The organism is Burkholderia sp. Bp9140 (assembly GCF_003853425.1).
Classification (GTDB): domain Bacteria; phylum Pseudomonadota; class Gammaproteobacteria; order Burkholderiales; family Burkholderiaceae; genus Burkholderia.
Window position 1 is genome coordinate 201,532 of sequence record NZ_QTPQ01000004.1, and the last position, 20,441, is coordinate 221,972.

Annotated in this window: 21 protein-coding genes; 7 read left to right on the forward strand and 14 right to left on the reverse strand. The window is 67.7% G+C overall.

Features of this window, described 5'->3' with window-relative positions:
* Nucleotides 1-7: 7 nt before the first annotated feature.
* Together lolB and DIE21_RS05535 are read right to left on the reverse strand one after the other, a co-directional pair.
* Complete coding sequence (lolB, locus tag DIE21_RS05530; RefSeq protein ID WP_124496744.1) at nt 8-628, reverse strand: lipoprotein insertase outer membrane protein LolB; 621 nt, start codon at nt 626-628, stop codon at nt 8-10.
* Nucleotides 628-2,451 carry a tetratricopeptide repeat protein gene (locus DIE21_RS05535; RefSeq protein WP_124496745.1) on the reverse strand — a complete coding sequence of 608 codons (1,824 nt, stop codon included), beginning with the start codon at nt 2,449-2,451 and terminating at the stop codon, nt 628-630. The genes lolB and DIE21_RS05535 overlap by 1 nt, the downstream gene beginning before the upstream one ends.
* A gap of 86 nt (nt 2,452-2,537) precedes the next feature.
* Here DIE21_RS05535 and mutM point away from each other — a divergent pair, with 86 nt between their 5' ends.
* Together mutM and mutY are read left to right on the forward strand one after the other, a co-directional pair.
* A complete protein-coding gene (mutM, locus tag DIE21_RS05540; protein ID WP_044847468.1) occupies nt 2,538-3,365 on the forward strand; it encodes a bifunctional DNA-formamidopyrimidine glycosylase/DNA-(apurinic or apyrimidinic site) lyase in 828 nt (275 codons plus the stop codon).
* 37 nt (nt 3,366-3,402) lie between these two features.
* The gene (mutY, locus tag DIE21_RS05545) at nt 3,403-4,509 is read left to right on the forward strand and encodes an A/G-specific adenine glycosylase (RefSeq protein WP_124496746.1); all 1,107 of its coding nucleotides are present in this window, start codon (nt 3,403-3,405) and stop codon (nt 4,507-4,509) included.
* A 120-nt stretch (nt 4,510-4,629) separates the two neighbouring features.
* On the opposite strand, the gene DIE21_RS05550 is transcribed toward mutY, so the two are convergent.
* The 11 genes from DIE21_RS05550 to kdsD form a co-directional block, all read right to left on the reverse strand.
* Nucleotides 4,630-5,265 carry an LON peptidase substrate-binding domain-containing protein gene (locus DIE21_RS05550; RefSeq protein WP_124496747.1) on the reverse strand — a complete coding sequence of 212 codons (636 nt, stop codon included), beginning with the start codon at nt 5,263-5,265 and terminating at the stop codon, nt 4,630-4,632.
* 25 nt (nt 5,266-5,290) lie between these two features.
* Complete coding sequence (gene rapZ / locus DIE21_RS05555) at nt 5,291-6,199, reverse strand: RNase adapter RapZ (protein ID WP_124496748.1); 909 nt, start codon at nt 6,197-6,199, stop codon at nt 5,291-5,293.
* 75 nt (nt 6,200-6,274) lie between these two features.
* On the reverse strand, nt 6,275-7,243 hold the full coding sequence (gene hprK / locus DIE21_RS05560; RefSeq protein WP_006483133.1) for an HPr(Ser) kinase/phosphatase: 969 nt from the start codon (nt 7,241-7,243) through the stop codon (nt 6,275-6,277).
* Between the two features lie 129 nt (nt 7,244-7,372).
* Nucleotides 7,373-7,912 carry a PTS sugar transporter subunit IIA gene (locus DIE21_RS05565; protein WP_124496749.1) on the reverse strand — a complete coding sequence of 180 codons (540 nt, stop codon included), beginning with the start codon at nt 7,910-7,912 and terminating at the stop codon, nt 7,373-7,375.
* A 168-nt stretch (nt 7,913-8,080) separates the two neighbouring features.
* On the reverse strand, nt 8,081-8,440 hold the full coding sequence (gene hpf / locus DIE21_RS05570) for a ribosome hibernation-promoting factor, HPF/YfiA family (protein WP_006477786.1): 360 nt from the start codon (nt 8,438-8,440) through the stop codon (nt 8,081-8,083).
* 159 nt (nt 8,441-8,599) lie between these two features.
* Nucleotides 8,600-10,105 (reverse strand): RNA polymerase factor sigma-54, encoded by a 1,506-nt coding sequence (locus DIE21_RS05575; protein WP_124496770.1) that lies wholly within the window; start codon nt 10,103-10,105, stop codon nt 8,600-8,602.
* Nucleotides 10,106-10,273: 168 nt separating this feature from the next.
* Nucleotides 10,274-11,050: an LPS export ABC transporter ATP-binding protein gene (gene lptB / locus DIE21_RS05580; RefSeq protein WP_059507772.1), complete on the reverse strand. Its 777-nt coding sequence runs from the start codon at nt 11,048-11,050 to the stop codon at nt 10,274-10,276.
* Nucleotides 11,047-11,712: a lipopolysaccharide transport periplasmic protein LptA gene (gene lptA / locus DIE21_RS05585; RefSeq protein ID WP_124496750.1), complete on the reverse strand. Its 666-nt coding sequence runs from the start codon at nt 11,710-11,712 to the stop codon at nt 11,047-11,049. The genes lptB and lptA overlap by 4 nt, the downstream gene beginning before the upstream one ends.
* 20 nt (nt 11,713-11,732) lie before the next feature.
* On the reverse strand, nt 11,733-12,347 hold the full coding sequence (lptC, locus tag DIE21_RS05590) for an LPS export ABC transporter periplasmic protein LptC (RefSeq protein ID WP_124496751.1): 615 nt from the start codon (nt 12,345-12,347) through the stop codon (nt 11,733-11,735).
* Nucleotides 12,348-12,350: 3 nt separating this feature from the next.
* Entirely contained in the window at nt 12,351-12,887 is a 537-nt protein-coding gene (locus tag DIE21_RS05595) for an HAD family hydrolase (RefSeq protein WP_124496752.1), read from the reverse strand.
* Nucleotides 12,887-13,870 carry an arabinose 5-phosphate isomerase KdsD gene (gene kdsD, locus DIE21_RS05600; protein ID WP_124496753.1) on the reverse strand — a complete coding sequence of 328 codons (984 nt, stop codon included), beginning with the start codon at nt 13,868-13,870 and terminating at the stop codon, nt 12,887-12,889. Before kdsD ends, DIE21_RS05595 begins: the two co-directional genes overlap by 1 nt.
* Before the next feature lie 125 nt (nt 13,871-13,995).
* Here kdsD and DIE21_RS05605 point away from each other — a divergent pair, with 125 nt between their 5' ends.
* The 5 genes from DIE21_RS05605 to purU all read left to right on the forward strand — a co-directional run bounded on the left by DIE21_RS05605 (nt 13,996) and on the right by purU (nt 19,094).
* The gene (locus tag DIE21_RS05605; protein WP_124496754.1) at nt 13,996-16,002 is read left to right on the forward strand and encodes a monovalent cation:proton antiporter family protein; all 2,007 of its coding nucleotides are present in this window, start codon (nt 13,996-13,998) and stop codon (nt 16,000-16,002) included.
* A gap of 78 nt (nt 16,003-16,080) precedes the next feature.
* Nucleotides 16,081-16,647 (forward strand): adenine phosphoribosyltransferase, encoded by a 567-nt coding sequence (locus tag DIE21_RS05610; protein ID WP_059526281.1) that lies wholly within the window; start codon nt 16,081-16,083, stop codon nt 16,645-16,647.
* A 34-nt stretch (nt 16,648-16,681) separates the two neighbouring features.
* Nucleotides 16,682-17,296: a LysE family translocator gene (locus DIE21_RS05615; RefSeq protein ID WP_124496755.1), complete on the forward strand. Its 615-nt coding sequence runs from the start codon at nt 16,682-16,684 to the stop codon at nt 17,294-17,296.
* A 5-nt stretch (nt 17,297-17,301) separates the two neighbouring features.
* Complete coding sequence (locus DIE21_RS05620; RefSeq protein WP_124496756.1) at nt 17,302-18,159, forward strand: NUDIX hydrolase family protein; 858 nt, start codon at nt 17,302-17,304, stop codon at nt 18,157-18,159.
* A gap of 50 nt (nt 18,160-18,209) precedes the next feature.
* Entirely contained in the window at nt 18,210-19,094 is an 885-nt protein-coding gene (purU, locus tag DIE21_RS05625; RefSeq protein ID WP_124496757.1) for a formyltetrahydrofolate deformylase, read from the forward strand.
* Between the two features lie 131 nt (nt 19,095-19,225).
* On the opposite strand, the gene DIE21_RS05630 is transcribed toward purU, so the two are convergent.
* On the reverse strand, nt 19,226-20,308 hold the full coding sequence (locus DIE21_RS05630; protein ID WP_185640701.1) for an AI-2E family transporter: 1,083 nt from the start codon (nt 20,306-20,308) through the stop codon (nt 19,226-19,228).
* Between the last annotated feature and the right edge of the window lie 133 nt (nt 20,309-20,441).

A 20,441-nucleotide genomic window follows, 5' to 3' on the forward strand; every position in this document is an offset into this window, starting at 1 on the left:
CACGTGCTTACTGGTCGAGCACGAGCTTGATGTCGAGCGGCGGCGCCGCGCGCACGAGGTTGACGCGTTTGACGCCGGTGGCCGGTGCGTCCGCGTAGGCGAGATAGTCGATCGTCCAGCCGTCCTGGCGGATCTGCTTGACGTGCGTCGCGTCGACCGGGTCGCGCACCGTCTGCGCGGGCGTCGCGGGCGCGGGCGTCGGCAGCAGCCAGTAGCGCAGGCCGGCCAGCGGCAGCGAGAAGCCGAGCGTGTTCTGCATCAGCTCGCCGACATCGGTCGCGTACTGCGGCTGGCGGTTCGGCAGTTCGAGCGACGCGGCCTGCGGCGTCGATTTCACGACCGCGAGCGTCTGGCCGAGCGGGCTGCGCAGCTCCAGCGACACGTCGTCGCCATGCTCCTGCCAGTCGAAGTTGCCGTACACGTTCTGCTGTCGGCCGAGGCGGTCGTTGTACTGCACCGCGAAGCGGCCGTGGTACGCATGCGTCGCGGCCGTCTGCAACACGGCGCCGGCCGGCGCATTCGCCGACGGCGGCGTGCTCGCGCAGCCGGCGAGCGCGAGCACCGCGCCGGCCGCGGCCAGCGTGCGCAGCGCGCGGGAAGACAGGGAAAGCATCGGGAACATCCGCATCAGAGGCCGTTGATCTGGAGGCGCTTCAGCGTCTGCACGAGCGTGTCGTTGTCGGGCTCGAGCTTTTGCGCGGCACGCCACGCGGTGCGCGCGTCGTCCTGCGCGCCGCTCTTCCACAGCACCTCGCCGAGGTGCGCGCCGATCTCCGCGTTCGGCTGCAGCTCGTACGCGCGCCGCAGCACCTTCGCCGCGCCGGCGGCATCGCCCATCCGGTACTTCACCCAGCCGAGGCTGTCCATGATGTATGCATCGTTCGGCGCGAGCGACGCAGCCTTGTCGATCAGCTTGCTGGCTTCGGGCAGGCGCTGGTTGCGATCGGCCAGCGAATAGCCGAGCGCGTTGTACGCCTGCGGGTTGTCGGGCTGTGTGCGGATCAGCTCGCGCAGCTGCTTTTCCATCGCCGCGTAGTGGCCGGTCTTCTCGGCAGCCATCGCATAGTCGTAGCGCAGGTCGGGATCGTCCGGGAAGTCCTGGACCGCCTGCGCGAGCCGCGCCTCGGCTTCCGGATAGCGCTTCGCGGTGAACAGGATCGACGCGTCGGTGCGCGCGACCACGGCCGCATCGCGCGGGTCGCTGATCGGCAGGTCGTCGAGCACCTTGCGCGCCTCGTCGGTCTTGCCCTGTTTCTGCAGCAGCTGTGCGCGCGTGATCTGGGCGGGCAGGTAGTGCTGGCTCGTCTGGTCGACCTTGTCGAGCCATTGCGACGCCTGCGCGTCGTTGCCCTGCTCGATCGAGATCTGCGCGAGATAGATGTAGCCCTGGCCGACGTCGAGATTCGGCTGCTTGTCGCCGAGCTGCACGTACTGCTTCAGGTACGCGCTCGCGTCGTCGAGCTTCTTCTGCTGGATCTTGATCAGCGCGAGCGCCATCAGCGGCGTCGGATCCTTCGAGTCGAGCTTGCGCATCGTCTCGAACTGCTTGCGCGCGTCGTCGAGGCGGTCGTCGGCGAGATAGAGCTGCGACAGCGCGAGCCGCGCATCGCGCGACTTCGGATTCTGCTGAACATACTTCTCGAACGACGCGATGCCGGCCGCGCGCTCCGCGGGCCCCATCTGCGACAGCATCAGCGCCGCCGGCAGATAGTCGGGACGGATCTGCAGCGCCTGCTTCAGCGATTGCGCGGCGCCTTCCTTGTCGTCGACCGCCAGTTGCTGCCGCGCGATCGCGAGCTGCGCCTCGGGGCGGTTCAGGTCGTTCTTCAGCATGTCCTTCAGCACCGCGAGGCCGGCGACGCGGTCGGAGCCGCGCACCAGCAGCGCCTGCAGCGCGAGGATCGCGGGGCCGCGCGTTTCGCCGGTCGCGCGGGCGAGCTCGCGCGCGAGCATCGGCTGCGCGTCGGCCGGCTTGCCGGCGAGCACGAGCAGCGCGGCGTCGACTTGCGACGCGCGGTTCGAATCGGGCGCGTACTGGCGCCACAGATTGGCCGCGGACAAGGCGTCGGCCGGGCTTTGCGCGCCGAGTGCGATCTCGGTCGCCCGCTGCGCCATGCGCGGATCGCGCGTGTCGCGGGCGAGGGCGAGGTAGGTCTGGTAGGCCGGCGCCGGCTGGTTGCGCTGGAGTGCCACTTCGGCGGCCAGCACCTGATAGACGATCTGACTCGTCAGCGGGACGCCCGGGAGATCCTTTTTCTCGTCCGGCATCACGTGCTCGAACGCACCCTGCGGCTCCGCGTCGTCCGATGCCGGAGCCTGCGCGTGAGCCGGGAAGGCGGTGAGGGTCCACGCGGCGAACAGCGCGGCGCCGAGCGCACGGCGGACCGGGAAGGCGCGCGCGCCGCGCTCGGCGGCGGGGCGCTTCAGAAGCAGCTTCGAGGGCAAGGTCATGGAAATCCGTTCGATGTTTCAACCGATTGTAACGCGCTCGCTACAATACACGCACGATCGTGAATCCCGTCTCAGACCCGCAAAACATGCCAGAGTTGCCAGAAGTCGAAGTCACGCGCCGGGGCATCGAGCCCTTTGTCGCGGGCCGCCGCGTCGAGCGTGTCGACGTCCGTACCGCGATGCTGCGCTGGCCCGTGCCGGCGGGGCTCGCGGAGCAATTGCGCGCGCGCGAGGTGCTCGCCGTCGAGCGTCGCGGCAAGTACCTGTTGTTCGAGGTCGACGCGGGCTGGTTCATCGTTCATCTCGGGATGACGGGCACGCTGCGCGTGCTGCCCGCGGCCGGCGTGCCGGTCGCCGCGAAACACGACCACATCGACTGGATCTTCGACGAATTCGTGCTACGGTTCCGCGATCCGCGCCGCTTCGGCGCCGTGCTGTGGCACCCGCGCGAAGCGGGCGACGTGCATGCGCATCCGCTGCTCGCGAGCCTCGGCGTCGAGCCGTTCTCGCCGGCGTTCACCGGCGCGCTGCTGCACGCGCGCACACGCGGCCGCACGGTATCGGTCAAGCAGGCGCTGCTCGCGGGCGACATGGTCGTCGGCGTCGGCAACATCTATGCGTCGGAGAGCCTGTTTCGCGCCGGCATTCGGCCGACGACCGCCGCCGGCAAGGTATCGCTGCCGCGCTACGAACGACTGGCCGACGCGGTGCGCGCGACGCTCGCCGACGCGATCGAGCGCGGCGGCAGCACGTTGCGCGATTTCGTCGGCAGCAACGGCGAAAGCGGCTATTTCCAGCTCGACTGCTTCGTCTACGACCGTGCCGGGTTGCCTTGCCGCGTATGCGGCACCCCGATCCGCCAGATCGTGCAGGGTCAGCGCTCGACCTATTACTGCCCGACCTGCCAGCGTTGAGCCCCGCGTTGAAACCTCTTTCCAAAGATTCGAACACTTGAAGCCGCCCCGCATCGCTCCCGCTCCGTTCCCCGTCACGCCGCTGCACCGCACGTTCGCCACGCGCCTGATCGCCTGGCAGCGCGTGCACGGTCGCCACGACCTGCCGTGGCAGAACACCCGCGATCCCTACTGGATCTGGCTGTCGGAAATCATGCTGCAGCAGACGCAGGTCTCGACCGTCGTCCCGTATTACGCGCGCTTTCTCGAGCGCTTTCCCGACGTCGCCGCGCTCGCGGCCGCGCCGTCCGACGACGTGATGGCGCTGTGGGCCGGGCTCGGCTACTACTCGCGCGCACGCAACCTGCACCGCTGCGCGCAGGTCGTCGTCGCCGAGCATGGCGGTGTATTCCCGTCGACGCCGGAAGCGCTCGCCGAACTGCCGGGCATCGGCCGCTCGACGGCCGCGGCGATCGCGTCGTTCGCGTACGGTGCGCGCGCGACGATCCTCGACGGCAACGTGAAGCGCGTGCTGGCGCGGGTGTTCGGGGTCGAGGGCTTTCCGGGCGAGAAGCGTGTCGAGAACGACATGTGGGCGCTGGCCGAATCGCTGCTGCCGGATGCCGCGAACGCGGCCGACGTGAGCGCCTATACACAGGGGCTGATGGATCTCGGCGCGACGCTGTGCGTGCGCGGCAAGCCGGATTGCGCGCGCTGTCCGTTCGCGGGCGACTGCGTCGCGCAATCGACGGGCCGGCAGCGCGAACTGCCGGCCGCGCGGCCGAAGAAGGCCGTGCCGACGCGCAAGACCTGGATGCTCGTGCTGCGCGACGGCGATGCCGTGCTGCTCGAGCGGCGTCCGCCCGCCGGGATCTGGGGCGGCCTGTGGTGCCTGCCGCAGGCCGACGGCGATGCTGCCCTCGCGGAACTCGCCCGCGGCTTCGGCGGCGGCGGCCCGATGCCGCTCGCGCCGTTTACGCACACGTTCACGCATTTCCGGCTCGAGATCGAGCCGCGGCTGAGCGACATGACGAACGGCGGGTTGCCGGACGCGTACGCGCAGGACGCCGAGACGGCGTGGGTGCCGCTCGCCGGGCTCGACGCGTACGGCGTGCCGGCGCCCGTGCGCAAGCTGCTCGATGCGCTGAGCGGGCCGCTGCTGTAACGAAAGGGGAAGGGCGCGGCGCGAGCAGCGCTTACGGAAGCGCCGGACCGCCGCGGGTGTTGCGCCCGTCAGGGTGGTTCGCGCGCCGATGCCGGTGCGACGCGGCAGGCCGGCCGGCGCCTACAGCCATCCGTGGCGGTCGAGCACGTGGTGCACGGCATCGATCCGTGCCCCGACATCCGGAAACTCCATCAGCTTCTGCCGCGCGCGCAGGTCGAGCGGCAGCAGTTCCGCGAGGCGGTTCGACACCCAGCTCGGGTCGTCGAGACGGAACGGTTCGCCGAACGGCATCTTGTCCGGTTCGGATTTCTTCAGCGCCTCGATGATGCGCTCGAGCACCTCGGCGCACGAGCCGAATTGCGCGAGCGCCTGCTCGCCTTCGAGCGGGATGTCGTCGGGCAGCGGCTCCGCGATCCCGACCAGCAGTCCGTTGCCTTCGACGCGATGCGACAGCAGCTCGAAACGCTGCGTGCCGATCGCCTGCAGGTACAGCATCCCGAATTCGCCGGTGTCGCACTCGGTGATGCGCGCCATGCAGCCGATGGTCTCGGGCACCGACACGGCGCCGTCCTGCGCGACCTCGGGGCCGCTCTTCAGCAGGCACACGCCGAACGGCGCGTCGTCGCGCAGGCAGGCGCGGCACATGTCGAGATAGCGTGCCTCGAACACCTTGAGCGGCAGCCAGCCACCGGGGAACAGCACTGTGTGCAGCGGAAACAGCGGCAGGTCGATCAGGGTGGTCGATAGGGTGGACATGGCGCGCCGGTGAGAGAGGGTGTCGCTAAGGTCGGGCGACCTCGGCGACGAGCCGCGACGACGCGTCGACATCCACGGGCGCGTCACGATGCCGCACGATCACGTTCGCATCGTGCGCGAGGCGCGCGGCGAGCGTTTCCGCAATGAACACCGAGCGATGCTGACCGCCCGTGCAGCCGATGGCGACGGTCAGGTAGCTGCGGTTGTCTTCGCGAAAGTGCGGCAGCCATTTCATCAGGAACGCATGGATGTCGTCGATCATCTGGTGGACGATCGGCAATGCGTCGAGAAAGGCGATGACCGGCTGGTCCAGCCCGGTGAGCGGGCGCAGCTCATGGTCGTAGTACGGATTCGGCAGCGCGCGCACGTCGAACATCAGGTCGGCATCGAGCGGCACGCCGCGCTTGAAGCCGAACGACTCGAACATCACCATCAGGTCGTTGTTCTTCTGCTCGATGAAGCGCTTGACCCACGTGCGCAGCACGTTCGCGCGCAGCGTGCTCGTATCGATCTGGTGACCGAATTCGGCGAGCGGCGCGACCAGGTCGCGCTCGCGCTCGATCGCTTCCTCGAGCGACGACAGCAGCCCGACGTTCGCGTCGTGCGACGGCGAGCCGGACAGCGGGTGGCGCCGGCGCGTTTCGGAGAAGCGCTGGATCAGCGCCTGCGTGCTCGCGTTGAGAAACAGCACACGGACATCGTGCTCGAGCGACAGCGAGCGGATCAGGCCGGGCATTTCGTCGAGCGAGGCGCTCGAACGCGCATCGATCGCGACCGCGAGCCGGTGCTGGCCGCCCTCGGCAAGGTAGCGGGCGAGTTCGGGGAGCACGTGCGGCGGCAGGTTGTCGACGCAGTAATAGCCTGCGTCCTCAAGCGCGTTCAGCGCGACGGACTTGCCTGAGCCGGAGATGCCGGTGATGAGGACGATGCGCATGGGAAGCAGAGAATCCTGACGTTTCATCATAGCACCGGCTCGACGCGTCGGCGCTGCGAGGCCGGCGCGGGGAAGTTACACGAGCTTGCCGGGGAACTGGCTGTCGGGATCTTGCATCGCGAGTCGTTGCCGATCCATGAAATCGCGCAACGTGTCGATTCCGCGCAACTGCAGGATCGTGTTCCGCACGGCCGCCTCGACCAGCACCGCGAGGTTGCGGCCAGCCGCCACCTGGATCGTGACCTTGCTGATCGGCAGACCGAGCACGTCGACCGTCTGGCTTTCCAGCGGCAGCCGCTGGAATTCGCCGTCCGGGCGGCGCACGAGCTGGACGATCAGCTTCAGCTTCATTTTCCGGCGCACGGCGGTTTCACCGAAGATCGTCTTGATGTCGAGCAGGCCGAGGCCGCGCACTTCGAGCAGATTCTGCAGCAGCGGCGGGCAGCGGCCTTCGACGAAATCGGGGCCAAGTCGGACGAAGTCGACTGCGTCGTCGGCGACGAGGCCGTGGCCGCGGCTGATGAGTTCGAGGCCGAGTTCGCTCTTGCCGAGCCCGGAGTCGCCGGTGAGCAGCACGCCCATTCCGAGGATGTCGAGGAACACGCCGTGCAGCGTCGCGCGCGGCGCGAGGATGCGCGACATGTAGAGCCGCAGGCTGTCGATCACCGCGGCGGCCGACATCGGCGTCGTGAACAGCGGCGTGGACGAGCGCGTGCAGCGCAGCACGAGTTCGGGCGGCGCGGCGGCGCCGCCGGCGACGACGAGGAACGGCGGTTCGAGCGCGATCAGTTCGGCCATGTGGCGCGAACGGTCTTCGTCGGTCTGCCGCTGGTAGTAGTCGATCTCGGCTTCGCCGAGCACCTGGATCCGGTTCGGGTGGATCAGGTTCAGGTGGCCGACGAGGTCGGCGCTCGACGTCGCGTTGCCGACGGTGTCGGCCGAAAAACCGCGCTCCCAGCCTTCATGCCCCGTCAGCCAGCTCAGCTTCAGCGTGGCCGCGTTGTCGTCGAAGATGCTCTGGGCGTTGATGCTGGACGTATCCATGACTCTCGTCACTCCAATGAGCCGGTGCATGCGCGCGGCGACGGGCGTCGCCATGCCGGACCGGCGCCGGGCGGCCCTGGACGGCGGCGCGTGCCGCCTCGTTCGGGAAAATATTCCGCCCGGATCAACTCAAGGTTGCCACTGAGTGAGCAGGTGATGCAACTCGGTGAGATCTGTTTCGTTGTGCAGACGCTCGCGTGCATCGCGATCGGACAGCAGTTGCGCGATTTCCGACAGGATCTCGAGGTGCTGCTGGGTGGCTTGCTCGGGGACGAGCAGGAAAATCAGGAGACCGACCGGCTGGCCGTCGGGCGCTTCGAACGGAATCGCGTCGGCGAGCCGCACGAACGCGGCGAGCGGGTGCTTGAGCCCCTTGATGCGCCCGTGCGGAATCGCGACGCCTTCGCCGAGCCCGGTCGAGCCGAGGCGCTCGCGCGCGAACAGGTTGTCCGTGACGGTGCTGCGGGCGATACCGTTCTGATTTTCGAAGATCAGCCCGGCTTGTTCGAAGACGCGTTTCTTGCTGGTGACGGAGAGGTCGATGACGACGTTCTCGATGGGCAGGATTTTGGCTAGGCGATTCATGTTGGCAGGCGATTGGGCGGCCTGGGGTCTCCTTGCGGCGGCAGACTGATTTTCCATGTTCGGCGATATCAAGGCGTTCGGCATCGGAACCTGCAAGGCAGCTACCGCACCCAACGCCCCCCCGGCGATAACCGGAACATTATAGAGCACAGCCGCGTGCGTGGCGCAGCATGGACGGACCGGTCGCACCACTGCCGCCCGGGCACAAAAAAAACGCCCGGCGAACCGGGCGGCTGTGTGTTGCGGTGAGCGTTATTGCGGCGGCAGTTCGATCTGGTCGATCGACGGCTGCAGCTTGATCGGGTCGTGCGCATGGGTCTGCAGACGCTCCATGTGCTTGACGACCTGGCGATCCAGCTTGTCGATCAGCAGATCGATCGCAGCGTACAGGTTGCCGTTTGCGCTTTCGACGAAGATGTCCTTGCCCTTCAGGTGCAGGTTGATTTCCGCGCGCTGCTGCTTGTCCTTTTCCTTGTGGTTGTCGACCGAGAGGATCACAGTGCCATCGATTACCTGATCGCTATGGCGTAGCACCCGGTCCAGCTTGGTGATCACGTATTCGCGAATTGCAGGCGTGACTTCGAGATGATGTCCACTGATCTTCAGGTTCATAGTGCTTCTCCAAGCGAGTGACCACCCGGCCGCATCGAGGCGGCGCTCCGGTCGACTTGCCCCTGCCGCATGTGGCGGCAGATTCGCGGACAGGTCGCCCGGCCTGTTCCCCGTGTGCGCGGTGGCCGGAACACGCCTGCCGCCGGGCAGGCAGCAGGCTTAAAGAGACTTGCGCAGATTCACTGCCGGGATTTTGAGGGCTTCGCGATACTTGGCAACCGTGCGGCGCGCAACCACGAATCCCTGTTCTGCCAGCAGCTCGGCAATGCGGCTGTCCGAAAGTGGCGATTTTGGGTCTTCAGCTCCTATCAGTTGCTTGATCAGGGCTCGGATGGCGGTCGACGATGCGGCGCCTCCGGTGTCGGTCGAAACGTGTGATCCGAAGAAGTACTTAAATTCAAGCGTCCCGAACGGGGTCAGCATGTACTTCCCGGTTGTCACACGGCTGACAGTCGACTCGTGTAGGCCCAGCGTATCAGCAATTTCCCGCAAAACCAAGGGGCGCATGGCAATTTCACCGTGCGCAAAGAAATTCTTCTGACGTTCGACAATAGCCTGCGCGACACGCAGGATCGTGTCGAATCGCTGCTGGATGTTCTTGATCAGCCAGCGTGCTTCCTGCAACTGTTGTTTCAACGATCCGGCCGACGGATCGCCGCGGCTGTTGCGCAGGATGTTCGCGTACAGGTTGTTGATCCGCAGGCGCGGCATCACTTCCGGGTTGAGTTCCGCGAGCCAGCCCTGGCCTGCCTTCTTCACGATGATGTCGGGTACGACGTAGTCGGCCTCGGCCTTGCCGTAGGCGGCGCCGGGGAACGGCTCCAGCGAGCGGATCAGCGCGTGCGCGTCGCGCAGCGCGTCGTCGCTCGCCTTCAGCTGCTTGCGCAGCCGCGTGAAGTCGCGCGCGGCGAGCAATTCGAGATGCTGCGACACGATTTCCAGCGCGAGCGTGCGGGTGGGGGACGGATCGAGGCGCAGCAGCTGCAGCTTCAAGCATTCGGAGGCCGAGCGGGCCCCGACCCCGGCCGGGTCGAAACTGTGCAGCAGCGCGAGCGCCGCGTTCAGTTCGTCACAGTCGATTTCCAGTTCCGGCGGCAGGTCGGCGAGCACTTCGTCGAGCGAGGCGGTCAGGTAGCCGTCATCGTCGAGCGATTCGATCAGGAACATCACCAGCGCGCGATCGCGCGGGCCGGCCTGCGTGACGCGCAATTGCGCGGACAGGTGGTCGCGCAGCGACGTCGCGGCTTCCTGCACCTGCAGCGGCGGGAGGTCGTCGTCGTCCGAGGCGCCGCTCGAGCGGCCGTACTCGTCGAGATTCCACTGCGGGCCGTCGCCGGCGTCACCCGACGCGTAGCTGTCGTATTCGTCGGCGCCGGCCGGCTCGTCGCGCTCGGCGCGATCGCTCGACTGGCTGCTGCCGTTCGCGGTGCCCGGGTCCATGTTTTGTCCGGGGGGCGTCTGCGCGATCAGCGATCCGTCCGCCGCGACACGCAGCGGACTCGCGATCCATTCGTCATCGTTCTCGAGCAGCGGGTTCTGCGCGACGGCCATCGCGACTTCCTGCTGCAGTTCGAGCGTCGACAGCTGCAGGAGCCGGATCGACTGCTGCAGTTGCGGTGTCAGCGCCAGGTGTTGCGACAGGCGGAGTTGAAGGCTGGCTTTCATGGCAAGGAGGGAGTCATACCGGCAGTTTGCCACGACCCAGGCGCATTGAGCCATCCGCGATTACGCGCGGCGCGGCGCCCGGCCGCGGGCAGGGCCGCCGTGCGGGGCACGCGGGCGCGGCCCCGCGCGGCGATGCCGGGCGGGGTGCAGCCAGCCACAGGGGGAAAGTTACATGCGGAAGTGTTCGCCGAGGTACACGCGGCGCACGCTTTCGTTCTCGATGATTTCGCTCGGCGCGCCGGCGGCGAGCACCGAACCGTCGCTGATGATGTACGCGTGGTCGCAGATGCCGAGCGTTTCGCGGACGTTGTGATCGGTAATCAACACGCCGATGTTGCGCTGCTTCAGGAACTTGACGATCTTCTGGATCTCGAGCACCGCGATCGGGTCGACGCCGGCGAACGGTTCGTCGAGCAGGATGAAGTTCGGGTTGGTCGCAAGCGCACGCGCGATCTCGACGCGACGGCGTTCGCCGCCCGACAGCGACAGCGCCGGGTTTTCGCGCAGGTGGCCGATCTGCAACTCGTCGAGCAGCGCCTCGGTGCGCGATGCGATCGCGTCCTTCGACAGCCGCTTGCCGTCTTCGCCGTACTGCAGTTCGAGCACCGCGCGGATGTTTTCCTCGACGGTCAGCTTGCGGAATACCGACGCTTCCTGCGGCAGGTACGACAGGCCGAGCGATGCGCGCTTGTGGATCGGCAGCAGGCTGATCGAGCTGCCGTTCAGCGAGATTTCGCCCGCATCCGTCGGCACGAGGCCGACGATCATGTAGAACGACGTCGTCTTGCCGGCACCGTTCGGGCCGAGCAGGCCGACGACCTCGCCGCTCTTCACGTCGAGCGACACGTCCTTGACGACCGTGCGCGAGCCATAGCGTTTCTTCAGGTTGCGGACGACGAGCGAGCTGGTCGTGCCGGCCGGCTGGCGGTTCGGTAGCGCGTTCATTGGCCCGGCGCTCCCTGGATCGTGGTCGACGGCGACAGCTTCGCCGGCGCGCCGTTCAGCTGCCCGGGGCCGCCGTTCTTCGGCGACAGCATCGCGCGCACGCGGCCGTTCGGGTTGCCCGGCGTCGCGACGTCCTTGCCGCCCTTCGCGGTGTAGAAGTCGCGCTGGCCGTCGTACGTGATCACGCTGCCGTGCACGGTGTCGGCGATCGTCGACGTGCCCTGCAGGCGGCGCACGGTGGCGGCGGTCGTCAGCGTCGTCAGGTCCTGCTTGCCGTCGTAGTCGATGCGCTCGGCGTCGCCGTCGATGTATTCGTCGAGACCTTCGCGCTTCTGGCGGAACGTCGCGTGCTTCTTGCCGCTGCCGAACGACGTCGCGTACTGATAGCCTTCCGGATCCTGGCGCACTTCGACGCGATCGCCCTTGATGATGATCGTGCCCTTCGTGATCACGACGTTGCCGGTCGCGACCGTCACCTGCTTCAGGTCGTCATAGGTCAGGTTGTCGGCCTCGACGTTGATCGGCTTGTTCTGGTCGGCCTTCTCGGCATGGGCGAGCGGCGCCAGCCCGACGAGCGGGAGCGCCACGAGCGTCGCGGCGAGCGCGGCGCGGACGGCGCGCGCAGCGCCGCCGGAATTCTGTCGAGGGAACGGTTCGTTCATGCAGTCACGTGAGGGATGCGTCACCTGGATTGACCTTTCGAGCCGCCGGACGTGTCCGCCGCGGCAATCGTGCCGCGCACGTTGCCGTAAAGCTCGATGACCCGGGTGACGTTGTTGTACTTCATGCCGTCGGTCGCGTTGACGAGCGACAGGCCGCGCTGAAGTTTAACCGGCTTTTCGGTCTGGATCACATCGTCATTGACGAAGATCCGGAAATGCTGGGAATCGGCCTGCATCTGCGGGTCGCCGCCGCCGGCCACGCGCAGGATGCGCGCGTCGTCGTACAAATCGACGATCGACACGTCGCCGTTGACGGTGCCGCGCTTCGCGGTGGTCGTCACGACCGGCTTGCCGGGCTGGAATGCGCGCATGGCCGGATCGGTCAGGTCGCTGTTTTCGGTGTCTTCGTAGTGGATCAGCTTCGCGGCCGTCAGCCGGTACTGGGTCGTGCCCGACTGGTCGAGCTCGGTGACCGAGAAGTTGTCCGCGAAATAGTCGGGCGTATGGCGCTTCGGCTGCACGGCGCCCTCGCCGGGCAGCGGCAGCGTTGCCTGCAGCAGCCACCAAGTGATGCCCGCGAGCGCGGCGACCGCGACGAGCGGCAGCAGCTGGGTCCAGCGGAAATGCGTATTCATCCGTCAGGCTCCGCAGGCGGACGCGAGCAGCGCGTCGTAGCGGCGCTGCGCGCGCAGGATCGCATCGCAGACTTCGCGCACCGCGCCCTCGCCGCCGCGGGCCTCGGCCACCCAGTGCGCGCGGGCGATCACCTCGGGGTGTGCGTTGGCCGGCGCGGTCGCGAAGCCGCAGCGCAGCATCACCGGCAGGTCGGGCCAGTCGTCGCCCATGTAGCCGCAGGCGTCGGCGCCGATGCCGAGCGACGCGATCAGGTCGGCGAACACGGCAAGCTTGTTCTCGACGCCCTGGAACAGGTGCGCGATCTTCATTTCCTTCGCACGCGCCGCGACGATCTCCGAGCGGCGGCCGGTGATGATCGCGGTCGCGATGCCGGCCTCGCCGAGCAGCTTCACGCCGTGGCCGTCGAGCGAATTGAACGACTTCATCGCGTCGCCGGCCGCGGTAAACAGCAGGCCGCCGTCGGTCAACACGCCGTCGACGTCGAAAATCATCAGCTTCACGCGGCTCGCGCGTTCGGCCGCAGTCAGCGCTGCGCTCATCAGATCACCTTCTTCGAAAACAGGTCGTGCATGTTCAGCGCGCCGATCAGCGCGCCGTCGGCATCGACCACCAGCATCTGGTTGATCCGGTGGCGCTCCATCAGTTCCACGGCCTCGACCGCGAGTTGATCGGGGCCGATCGTGCGCGGTTCGCGCGTCATCACGTCGACGATCGGCAGCGTGCGGAAATCGCCGTCGCGCGCGAGCACGCGGCGCAGGTCGCCGTCAGTGAAGATGCCCGCGACCTTGCCGGCGGCGTCGACCACGGCCGTCATGCCCAGGCGCTTCGCGGTGATCTGGAACAGCGCGTCCGACAGCGTCGCGTCGAGCCCGACGCTCGGCACATCGTCGCCCGAGCGCATCACGTCGCGCACATGGGTGAGCAGGCGCCGGCCGAGCGCGCCGCCCGGATGCGAGCGCGCGAAATCCTCGGAGCCGAAGCCGCGTGCATCGAGCACCGCGACGGCGAGCGCGTCGCCGAGCGCGAGCGCGGCGGTCGTGCTCGCGGTGGGGGCGAGGTTCAGCGGGCACGCTTCCTTCGCCACCGCGGCGTTCAGGTTCACGTCGGCGAGCGTGCCGAGGCTCGATTCCGCACGGCCCGTGATCGCGATCAGCTTCGCGCCGATCCGCTTGACGAGCGGCAGGATCGCGACGAGCTCTTCCGATTCGCCGGAATAGGAGATGCCGATGAACACGTCGTCCGACGTGACCATGCCGAGGTCGCCGTGGCTGGCCTCGGCCGGGTGGACGAAGAAGGCCGGCGTGCCGGTGCTCGCCAGCGTGGCCGCGATCTTGCGGGCGATATGCCCCGATTTGCCGATGCCGGATACCACGACGCGGCCGCGGCAGCCGAGCAGCAGCGCGACGGCCTGGACGAAGTCGCCGTCGAGCTGGTCGCGCAGCGCGCGCACGGCGTCCGCCTCGATGTCGAGCACGTCGCGGGCGAGCGCGAGCGCCCGATCATCATTGATTTTCGCTATCATGCGCGGAGTATAGCAAAGGCGTTTGTTCGCCGCGCCGCGCCTTCGGACTCGTCCGACGTCGCTTGCCCACCGCCACCACCCGCGCCCGCATTGCCGTGGCACCGACGAACGAGGACGCTTTGCCCGTGATTTCCCCGCTCGAAATGACCCTGCTGCTGCTGCTGGCCTCGGTGGTGGGCGTCGTCGTCTTTCGCTCGCTGAACCTGCCGCCAATGCTCGGCTACCTGACCGTCGGCATCCTGGTCGGCCCGCACGCGTTCGGCGTCGCCGCGGACCTCGAACGGGCCGAGCACCTCGCGGAATTCGGCGTGGTGTTCCTGATGTTCTCGATCGGCCTCGAGTTCTCGCTCGCGAAGCTGAGGGCGATGCAGCGGCTCGTGTTCGGGCTCGGGCTGCTGCAGGTGGTCGCGACCCTCGTGCTCGCGGTCGTGCTCGGCGCGCTGTTCGAGCGCTGGGTGCACATCACGTGGCAGGGCAGCGTCGCGCTCGGCGGCGCGCTTGCGATGTCGTCGACGGCGATCGTGTCGAAGATGCTCGCCGAGCGGCTCGAGATCGAGACCGCGCACGGCCGCAACATCTTCGGCGTGCTGCTGTTCCAGGATCTCGCGGTGGTGCCGCTCCTGATCGTGATCGCTGCATTCGGTGCCGAGTCGTCGAGGGATCTCGCGCTCACGCTCGGTTTCGCGGCGGTCAAGATCGTGATCGCGCTGGCGCTGCTGCTGATCGTCGGCCAGCGCTTCATGACACGCTGGCTCAACGTCGTCGCGCGGCGCCGCTCGCAGGAGCTGTTCGTGCTGAACCTGCTGCTCGTCACGCTCGGCGCCGCGTTCATCACCGACCGCTTCGGCCTGTCGCTCGCGCTCGGCGCATTCATCGCGGGGATGCTGATCTCCGAGACACCGTTCCGCCACCAGGTGGAAGAGGACATCAAGCCGTTTCGCGACGTGCTGCTCGGCCTGTTCTTCGTGACGACCGGGATGCTGCTCGATCCGCGCGTGATCTGGGAGCACCCGTTGCTCGTGCTCGGCTTCCTCGTCGGGCAGATCCTGTTCAAGGGGACGATGATCGCGGGGCTCGCGCGCCTGTTCGGCGCGACGCCGGGCGTCGCGATGCGCACCGGCATCGGGCTCGCGCAGGCCGGCGAATTCGGCTTCGTGCTGCTGAACCTGATCCTCGACCGGCACCTCGTCGACTCGACGCTGCTGCAGGCGATCCTCGCGTCGATGCTGCTGTCGATGCTCGCCGCGCCGTTCCTGATCCAGAACGCCGACCGGATCGTGATGCGGCTGTCGTCGACGGAATGGATGCAGCAGTCGCTGCAGATGACGCGGATCGCGACCCAAAGCCTCAAGCAGCGCAGCCACGTGATCATCTGCGGCTACGGCCGCGCGGGGCAGAACCTGGCGCGCATGCTCGAACAGGAAGGCATTTCGTACGTCGCGCTGGACCTCGACCCCGATCGCGTGAGCGCGGCGGCGACGGCCGGCGAATCGGTCGTGTTCGGCGACGCGGCGCGTCGCGAGTCGCTGCTCGCGGCCGGTATCCATCGCGCGGCGGCCGTCGCGATCACCTATGCGAACACGCCGTCGGCGCTGCGCGTGCTGCACCACGTGCACGAGCTGGAGCCGACGCTGCCGGCGATCGTGCGCACGGTCGACGACGCCGATCTCGAGAAACTGCTCGCGGCCGGCGCGACCGAGGTGATTCCGGAGATCGTCGAGGGCAGCCTGATGCTCGCATCGCACACGCTGGTGCTGGTCGGCGTGCCGATGCGCAAGGTCGTGCGGCGCGTCGAGGAGATGCGCGACGAGCGCTACAGCCTGCTGCGCGGCTATTTCCGCGGCGCGGACGACGCGGACGACGACGATCACGAGCAGGTGCGGCTACAATCGGTGCCGGTCGACGCGCGCGCGGACGCGGTCGGGCGTTCGCTGGAGGAGCTCGGGCTGTATGCGCTCGGGCTGGAAGTCACGGCGATCCGCCGGCACGGGATCCGCGGCGTCGAACCCGACCCGCAGACCAAGCTGCGCGCGAGCGACATCGTCGTGCTGCGCGGGCTGCCCGAGGCGCTCGCGCTCGCGGAGGAGCGGCTGTCGCGCCATCGGCGCGAGCCGCCGGCCGCGGTGGCCTGAGCCGCGATTCGATAACCTGACCCGTATTTATTCGAAACGGTGCCCGATCTTCGCGCACCGTTTTTTTCGGAGAGTTTCATGCCGCATTCGTCGTCGGGCGCACCGCTCGATCCGGTCGCCTTCATCCACAGCCAGATCCGCACGGTGCCCGACTGGCCGCAGCCGGGCGTGATGTTCCGCGACATCACGACGCTGCTGCAGAGCCCGAAGGCGCTGCGCATCCTCGTCGACCTGTTCGTCGAACGCTATGTCGATGCGAAGCTCGACTACGTCGCGGGGCTCGACGCGCGCGGCTTCATCATCGCGCCGATCGTCGCGTACGAGCTGAGCGTCGGCTTCGTGCCGATTCGCAAGGTCGGCAAGCTGCCGTACAAGACGTGCTCGGAATCGTACGACCTCGAGTACGGCAGCGCGACGGTCGAGATCCACGAAGACGCGTGCCGCGCCGGCGACCGCGTGATCATCATGGACGACCTGATCGCGACCGGCGGCACGATGATGGCGGGGCGCAACCTGCTGCAGCGGCTCGGCGCGGTCGTCGTCGAGGGCGCGGCGATCATCGACCTGCCCGATCTCGGCGGCTCGACGCTGCTGCGCAATGCGGGGCTGCCCGTCTATACCGTCACCGAATTCGCCGGCCACTGAACCATTGAACGCCGGCCCACGCCGCGAGGTCACGATGCCCAACTTCATGCTGTTTCTCGCCACGTCGATCGCGATCACGTTCGCGCCGGGTCCCGACAACCTGCAGGTGCTCGCGCGTGGCATCTCGCAGGGCCGCGCGGCCGGCTTCGTCGCGGCGCTCGGCTTCACCGCCGGGATCCTGTTCCATACGACGCTCGCGGCGCTCGGCGTCGCGGCCGTGCTGCGCTCGTCGCCGGTCGCGTTCCAGACGCTGAAGCTCGCGGGCGCCGCGTACCTCGTGTGGATCGGCATCAGGGCGCTGCGCAGCCAGGGCCTCGCGAATGCGCATGCGCGCCCGCCGCAGCCGCTTGGCGCGATCTTCCGGCAGAGCGTGATCGGCAACCTGATGAATCCGAAGGTCACGCTGTTCTTCGTCGTGTTCCTGCCGCAGTTCGTCGATCCGCACGGCGTGCAGGGCGTGACGCTGCAGATGTTCGAGCTCGGCGCGCTGTTCATGCTGCAGACGGCCGCGATCTTCTCGCTGTTCGGCGTCGGCGCGGGCGCGATCGGCGCCTGGCTGAAGCGCCGTCCGAAGGCCGGCATGTGGCTCGACCGGATTGCCGGCGCGACCTTCATCGCGATCGGCATCCGCGTCGCGCTGAAGGACTGAGCCCGATGACGTTTCCGTGCATTGCGGCCGCGCGCCGCTTCGATCCGGCCGCGCACCTGCGTTTCGAGATCGCCGGCGTGGCCGTGGGCTGGGTGCGTCGCCAGGACGTCGCGAAGCTCGCCCGCTGGCCCGACGTATTCGAGCTGACGGACGAGCGTGTCGTGCTGGCGGCGCGCTACGACACGGTCGACGCGCGCAGCATGGCGCTCGCGAGCGCGATCGGCGCGCTGGCCGCCGAAGGCGCGATTCCCGGCTGGCGCGACGAGATCTATGCGATCCGCAACCGCTTCGACGATCCGCCGCTCGCGTATATCGAGCGCGCCGCATCGCGCTTTTTCGGCACGCAGACTTATGCGGTGCACCTGAACGGCATCGTAGAATATGCGGCTGCGCCGGGCTCGCCCGCCGCGCCGCAGATGTGGCTCGGCCGCCGCAGCGCGACCAAGGCCACCGACCCCGGCATGCTCGACAACGTCGTCGCGGGCGGCATCGGCTGGGGCTTGAGCGTTCACGAGACGCTCACGAAGGAATGCTGGGAAGAGGCCGGCATGCCGGCCGAACTGGCGGCGCGCGCGATCGCGGGCCGCGCGGTGCAGGTGCTGTGCTCGCTGCCGGAAGGCACGCAGTCCGAACTGATCTTCGTGTACGACCTGCCGCTGCCGCGCGACTTCGCGCCGCACAACCAGGACGGCGAAGTGGCCGAGCACCTGCTGGCCGGCGTGCCCGAGGTGATCGGCTGGCTGCGCGAAGGCCGCGCGACGACGGATGCGAGCCTCGCGATGCTCGACACGCTGCTGCGCCACCGCTGGCTCGCGGCGGCGGAAGCCGCGGGCATCGACGCGCTGTTCGCGCCGGCCGCGTAACGCGCCGAACGGCCTATTTGACGAATACCGAAACGAAGGGAGTAGCGGTCATGTCGACCGATCACAGCTTTATCTTGAAACTGTCGTGCCCCGACCGGCACGGCATCGTTCACGCGGTCTCGGGCTTCCTGTTCGAGCGCAGCAACAACATCCTCGACTCGGCGCAGTTCGGCGACAGCCGCACCGGCGAGTTCTTCATGCGCGTGCACTTCGAGCAGGATGCCGACGGCGCGGACGCCGCGTCGGCGCTTGACACGCTTCGCAAGGAATTCGCGCCGCTCGCCGAGCAGTTCGCGATGCGCTGGGAAATGCACGATGCGGCCGTGAAGCCGCGCGTCGTGATCATGGTGTCGAAGATCGGCCATTGCCTGAACGACCTGCTGTTCCGCTATCGCACCGGCCAGCTGCCGATCGAGATCCCGGCGATCGTGTCGAACCACAAGGAGTTCTACCAGCTCGCCGCGAGCTACAACATCCCGTTCCATCACTTCCCGCTCGTCGGCGGGTCGTCCGATGCGGCGAAGGCCGCGCAGGAAGCGCGCGTGCTGGACGTGATCGACGAACACCAGGCCGATCTGGTCGTGCTCGCGCGCTACATGCAGATCCTGTCGCCGAACATGTGCCAGCAGCTCGCCGGTCGCGCGATCAACATCCACCATTCGTTCCTGCCGAGCTTCAAGGGCGCGAAACCGTACTACCAGGCGTTCGATCGCGGCGTGAAGCTGATCGGCGCGACCGCGCACTACGTGACGACCGACCTCGATGAAGGCCCGATCATCGAGCAGGAAGTCGAGCGCGTCGACCACAGCATGACGCCCGACCAGCTCACCGCGATCGGCCGCGACGTCGAGTGCGTGACGCTCGCGCGTGCCGTGAAGTGGCACGTCGAGCACCGGATCGTGCTGAACGGGACGAAGACCGTCGTGTTCCGCTGATCGGCGGTTCGCGTCGGCCGGCCTGCGCCGGCCGTCGGTTGCCGCAAACAGGAACGCCGCGCCCTTTCACGGGGGCGCGGCGTTTTTTTATCGCGTGATGCGTGTGATGCGCGGGGCGGCGGGCGCGGCCGTCAGATCAGCCGCAGCATGTACAGCTCGCGCTTCAGGTATGCATAGAAGATTGGCGCGGCGATCACGCCCGGCAGCCCGAACGCGGCCTCCATGATCAGCATCGCGAGCAGCAACTCCCACGCGCGCGACTCGATCTGGCCGCCGATGATCTTCGCGTTCAGGAAGTACTCGAGCTTGTGGATCACGACGAGGAACGCGAGCGATGCGATCGCGGTGCCCATGCTGACCGACAGCGACACCGCGACGATCAGCGTGTTCGAGATCAGGTTGCCGATCACCGGCAGCAGCCCGACGATGAACGTGACGAGCACCAGTGTTTTCGACAGCGGCAGCCGCTGGTGGAAGAGCGGCAGCGCGACGAGCAGGTAGATGCCGGTGAAGGCCGCGTTGATCGCCGAGATCTTGATCTGCGCGAACACGATCCGGCGGAACGACTCGGCGAAGCGCGACACGCGGGTGACGAGCGCGGTCGACAGCGGACGGCGCACCTTGCCGTGCTCGACGCCGATCGCGATCATCGCGCCGATGATCATCCCGAACAGCACATGGCCGAAGCCGCGCGCGACGCTCTTGCCGCCTTGCTGGAGCTGATCCATGTGCGAGTGCATCAGCAGCGCCGCCTTGGCCTTCATCTGTTCGACGTCGACCGGCAGCAGGTTCGCGATCCAGGCCGGCGTGCGTGCGCGCGTCTGCTCGACGATCTGCATCAGCTGGCCGAGCAGGCTCTGCAGGTTCGGCACCGTGTGCTCGAAGTGATCGATGATGCCGATCGTCAGGCCCGTGAGCCCGCCGACGATCGCGATCGACAGCAGCACGACGGCGACCCAGCGCGCCCGCATGCTCGTCGTGTGGCGTTCGATCACCGGGGCGATCGTGTGGATCAGCTGATAGACCAGCATGCCGGCCAGCAGCCCGCCCAGCAGCTTGAGTTCGATGACGAGCACCATCGCGACGAGGGCGAACAGATAGCTGCCGGTCTCGATCGCCGACAGCTTCGGCAGGCTGAAGTCGCTCGTCAGCCGCACGCTACGCAGGTGGGGCTCGCGGTTCTGCGCGTCGCGCGACTCTTGTTGCTTCTCCATCGTGGATTCCTGTCGTTCGTGTGTCGTGCCGCGCGGTGGGCGGCACGACGGCGGTCGCCCGGCGTCGCACCGGATTGGTGCGGATGGCGAACCTTACGACCGTAAAGTATAGCTGCCATTATGGTCCGCCACG

Excerpts from the sequence above, each read along its gene's own strand:
- lolB (WP_124496744.1), bottom strand. The coding sequence starts at position 628 with ATGCGGATGTTCCCGATGCTTTCCCTGTCTTCCCGCGCGCTGCGCACG.
- DIE21_RS05535 (WP_124496745.1), bottom strand. The coding sequence starts at position 2,451 with ATGACCTTGCCCTCGAAGCTGCTTCTGAAGCGCCCCGCCGCCGAGCGC.
- mutM (WP_044847468.1), top strand. The coding sequence starts at position 2,538 with ATGCCAGAGTTGCCAGAAGTCGAAGTCACGCGCCGGGGCATCGAGCCC.
- DIE21_RS05550 (WP_124496747.1), bottom strand. The coding sequence starts at position 5,265 with ATGTCCACCCTATCGACCACCCTGATCGACCTGCCGCTGTTTCCGCTG.
- rapZ (WP_124496748.1), bottom strand. The coding sequence starts at position 6,199 with ATGCGCATCGTCCTCATCACCGGCATCTCCGGCTCAGGCAAGTCCGTC.
- hprK (WP_006483133.1), bottom strand. The coding sequence starts at position 7,243 with ATGGATACGTCCAGCATCAACGCCCAGAGCATCTTCGACGACAACGCG.
- DIE21_RS05565 (WP_124496749.1), bottom strand. The coding sequence starts at position 7,912 with ATGCCGAACGCCTTGATATCGCCGAACATGGAAAATCAGTCTGCCGCC.
- hpf (WP_006477786.1), bottom strand. The coding sequence starts at position 8,440 with ATGAACCTGAAGATCAGTGGACATCATCTCGAAGTCACGCCTGCAATT.
- DIE21_RS05575 (WP_124496770.1), bottom strand. The coding sequence starts at position 10,105 with ATGAAAGCCAGCCTTCAACTCCGCCTGTCGCAACACCTGGCGCTGACA.
- lptB (WP_059507772.1), bottom strand. The coding sequence starts at position 11,050 with ATGAACGCGCTACCGAACCGCCAGCCGGCCGGCACGACCAGCTCGCTC.
- lptA (WP_124496750.1), bottom strand. The coding sequence starts at position 11,712 with ATGAACGAACCGTTCCCTCGACAGAATTCCGGCGGCGCTGCGCGCGCC.
- lptC (WP_124496751.1), bottom strand. The coding sequence starts at position 12,347 with ATGAATACGCATTTCCGCTGGACCCAGCTGCTGCCGCTCGTCGCGGTC.
- DIE21_RS05595 (WP_124496752.1), bottom strand. The coding sequence starts at position 12,887 with ATGAGCGCAGCGCTGACTGCGGCCGAACGCGCGAGCCGCGTGAAGCTG.
- kdsD (WP_124496753.1), bottom strand. The coding sequence starts at position 13,870 with ATGATAGCGAAAATCAATGATGATCGGGCGCTCGCGCTCGCCCGCGAC.
- DIE21_RS05610 (WP_059526281.1), top strand. The coding sequence starts at position 16,081 with ATGCCGCATTCGTCGTCGGGCGCACCGCTCGATCCGGTCGCCTTCATC.
- DIE21_RS05615 (WP_124496755.1), top strand. The coding sequence starts at position 16,682 with ATGCCCAACTTCATGCTGTTTCTCGCCACGTCGATCGCGATCACGTTC.
- DIE21_RS05620 (WP_124496756.1), top strand. The coding sequence starts at position 17,302 with ATGACGTTTCCGTGCATTGCGGCCGCGCGCCGCTTCGATCCGGCCGCG.
- purU (WP_124496757.1), top strand. The coding sequence starts at position 18,210 with ATGTCGACCGATCACAGCTTTATCTTGAAACTGTCGTGCCCCGACCGG.
- DIE21_RS05630 (WP_185640701.1), bottom strand. The coding sequence starts at position 20,308 with ATGGAGAAGCAACAAGAGTCGCGCGACGCGCAGAACCGCGAGCCCCAC.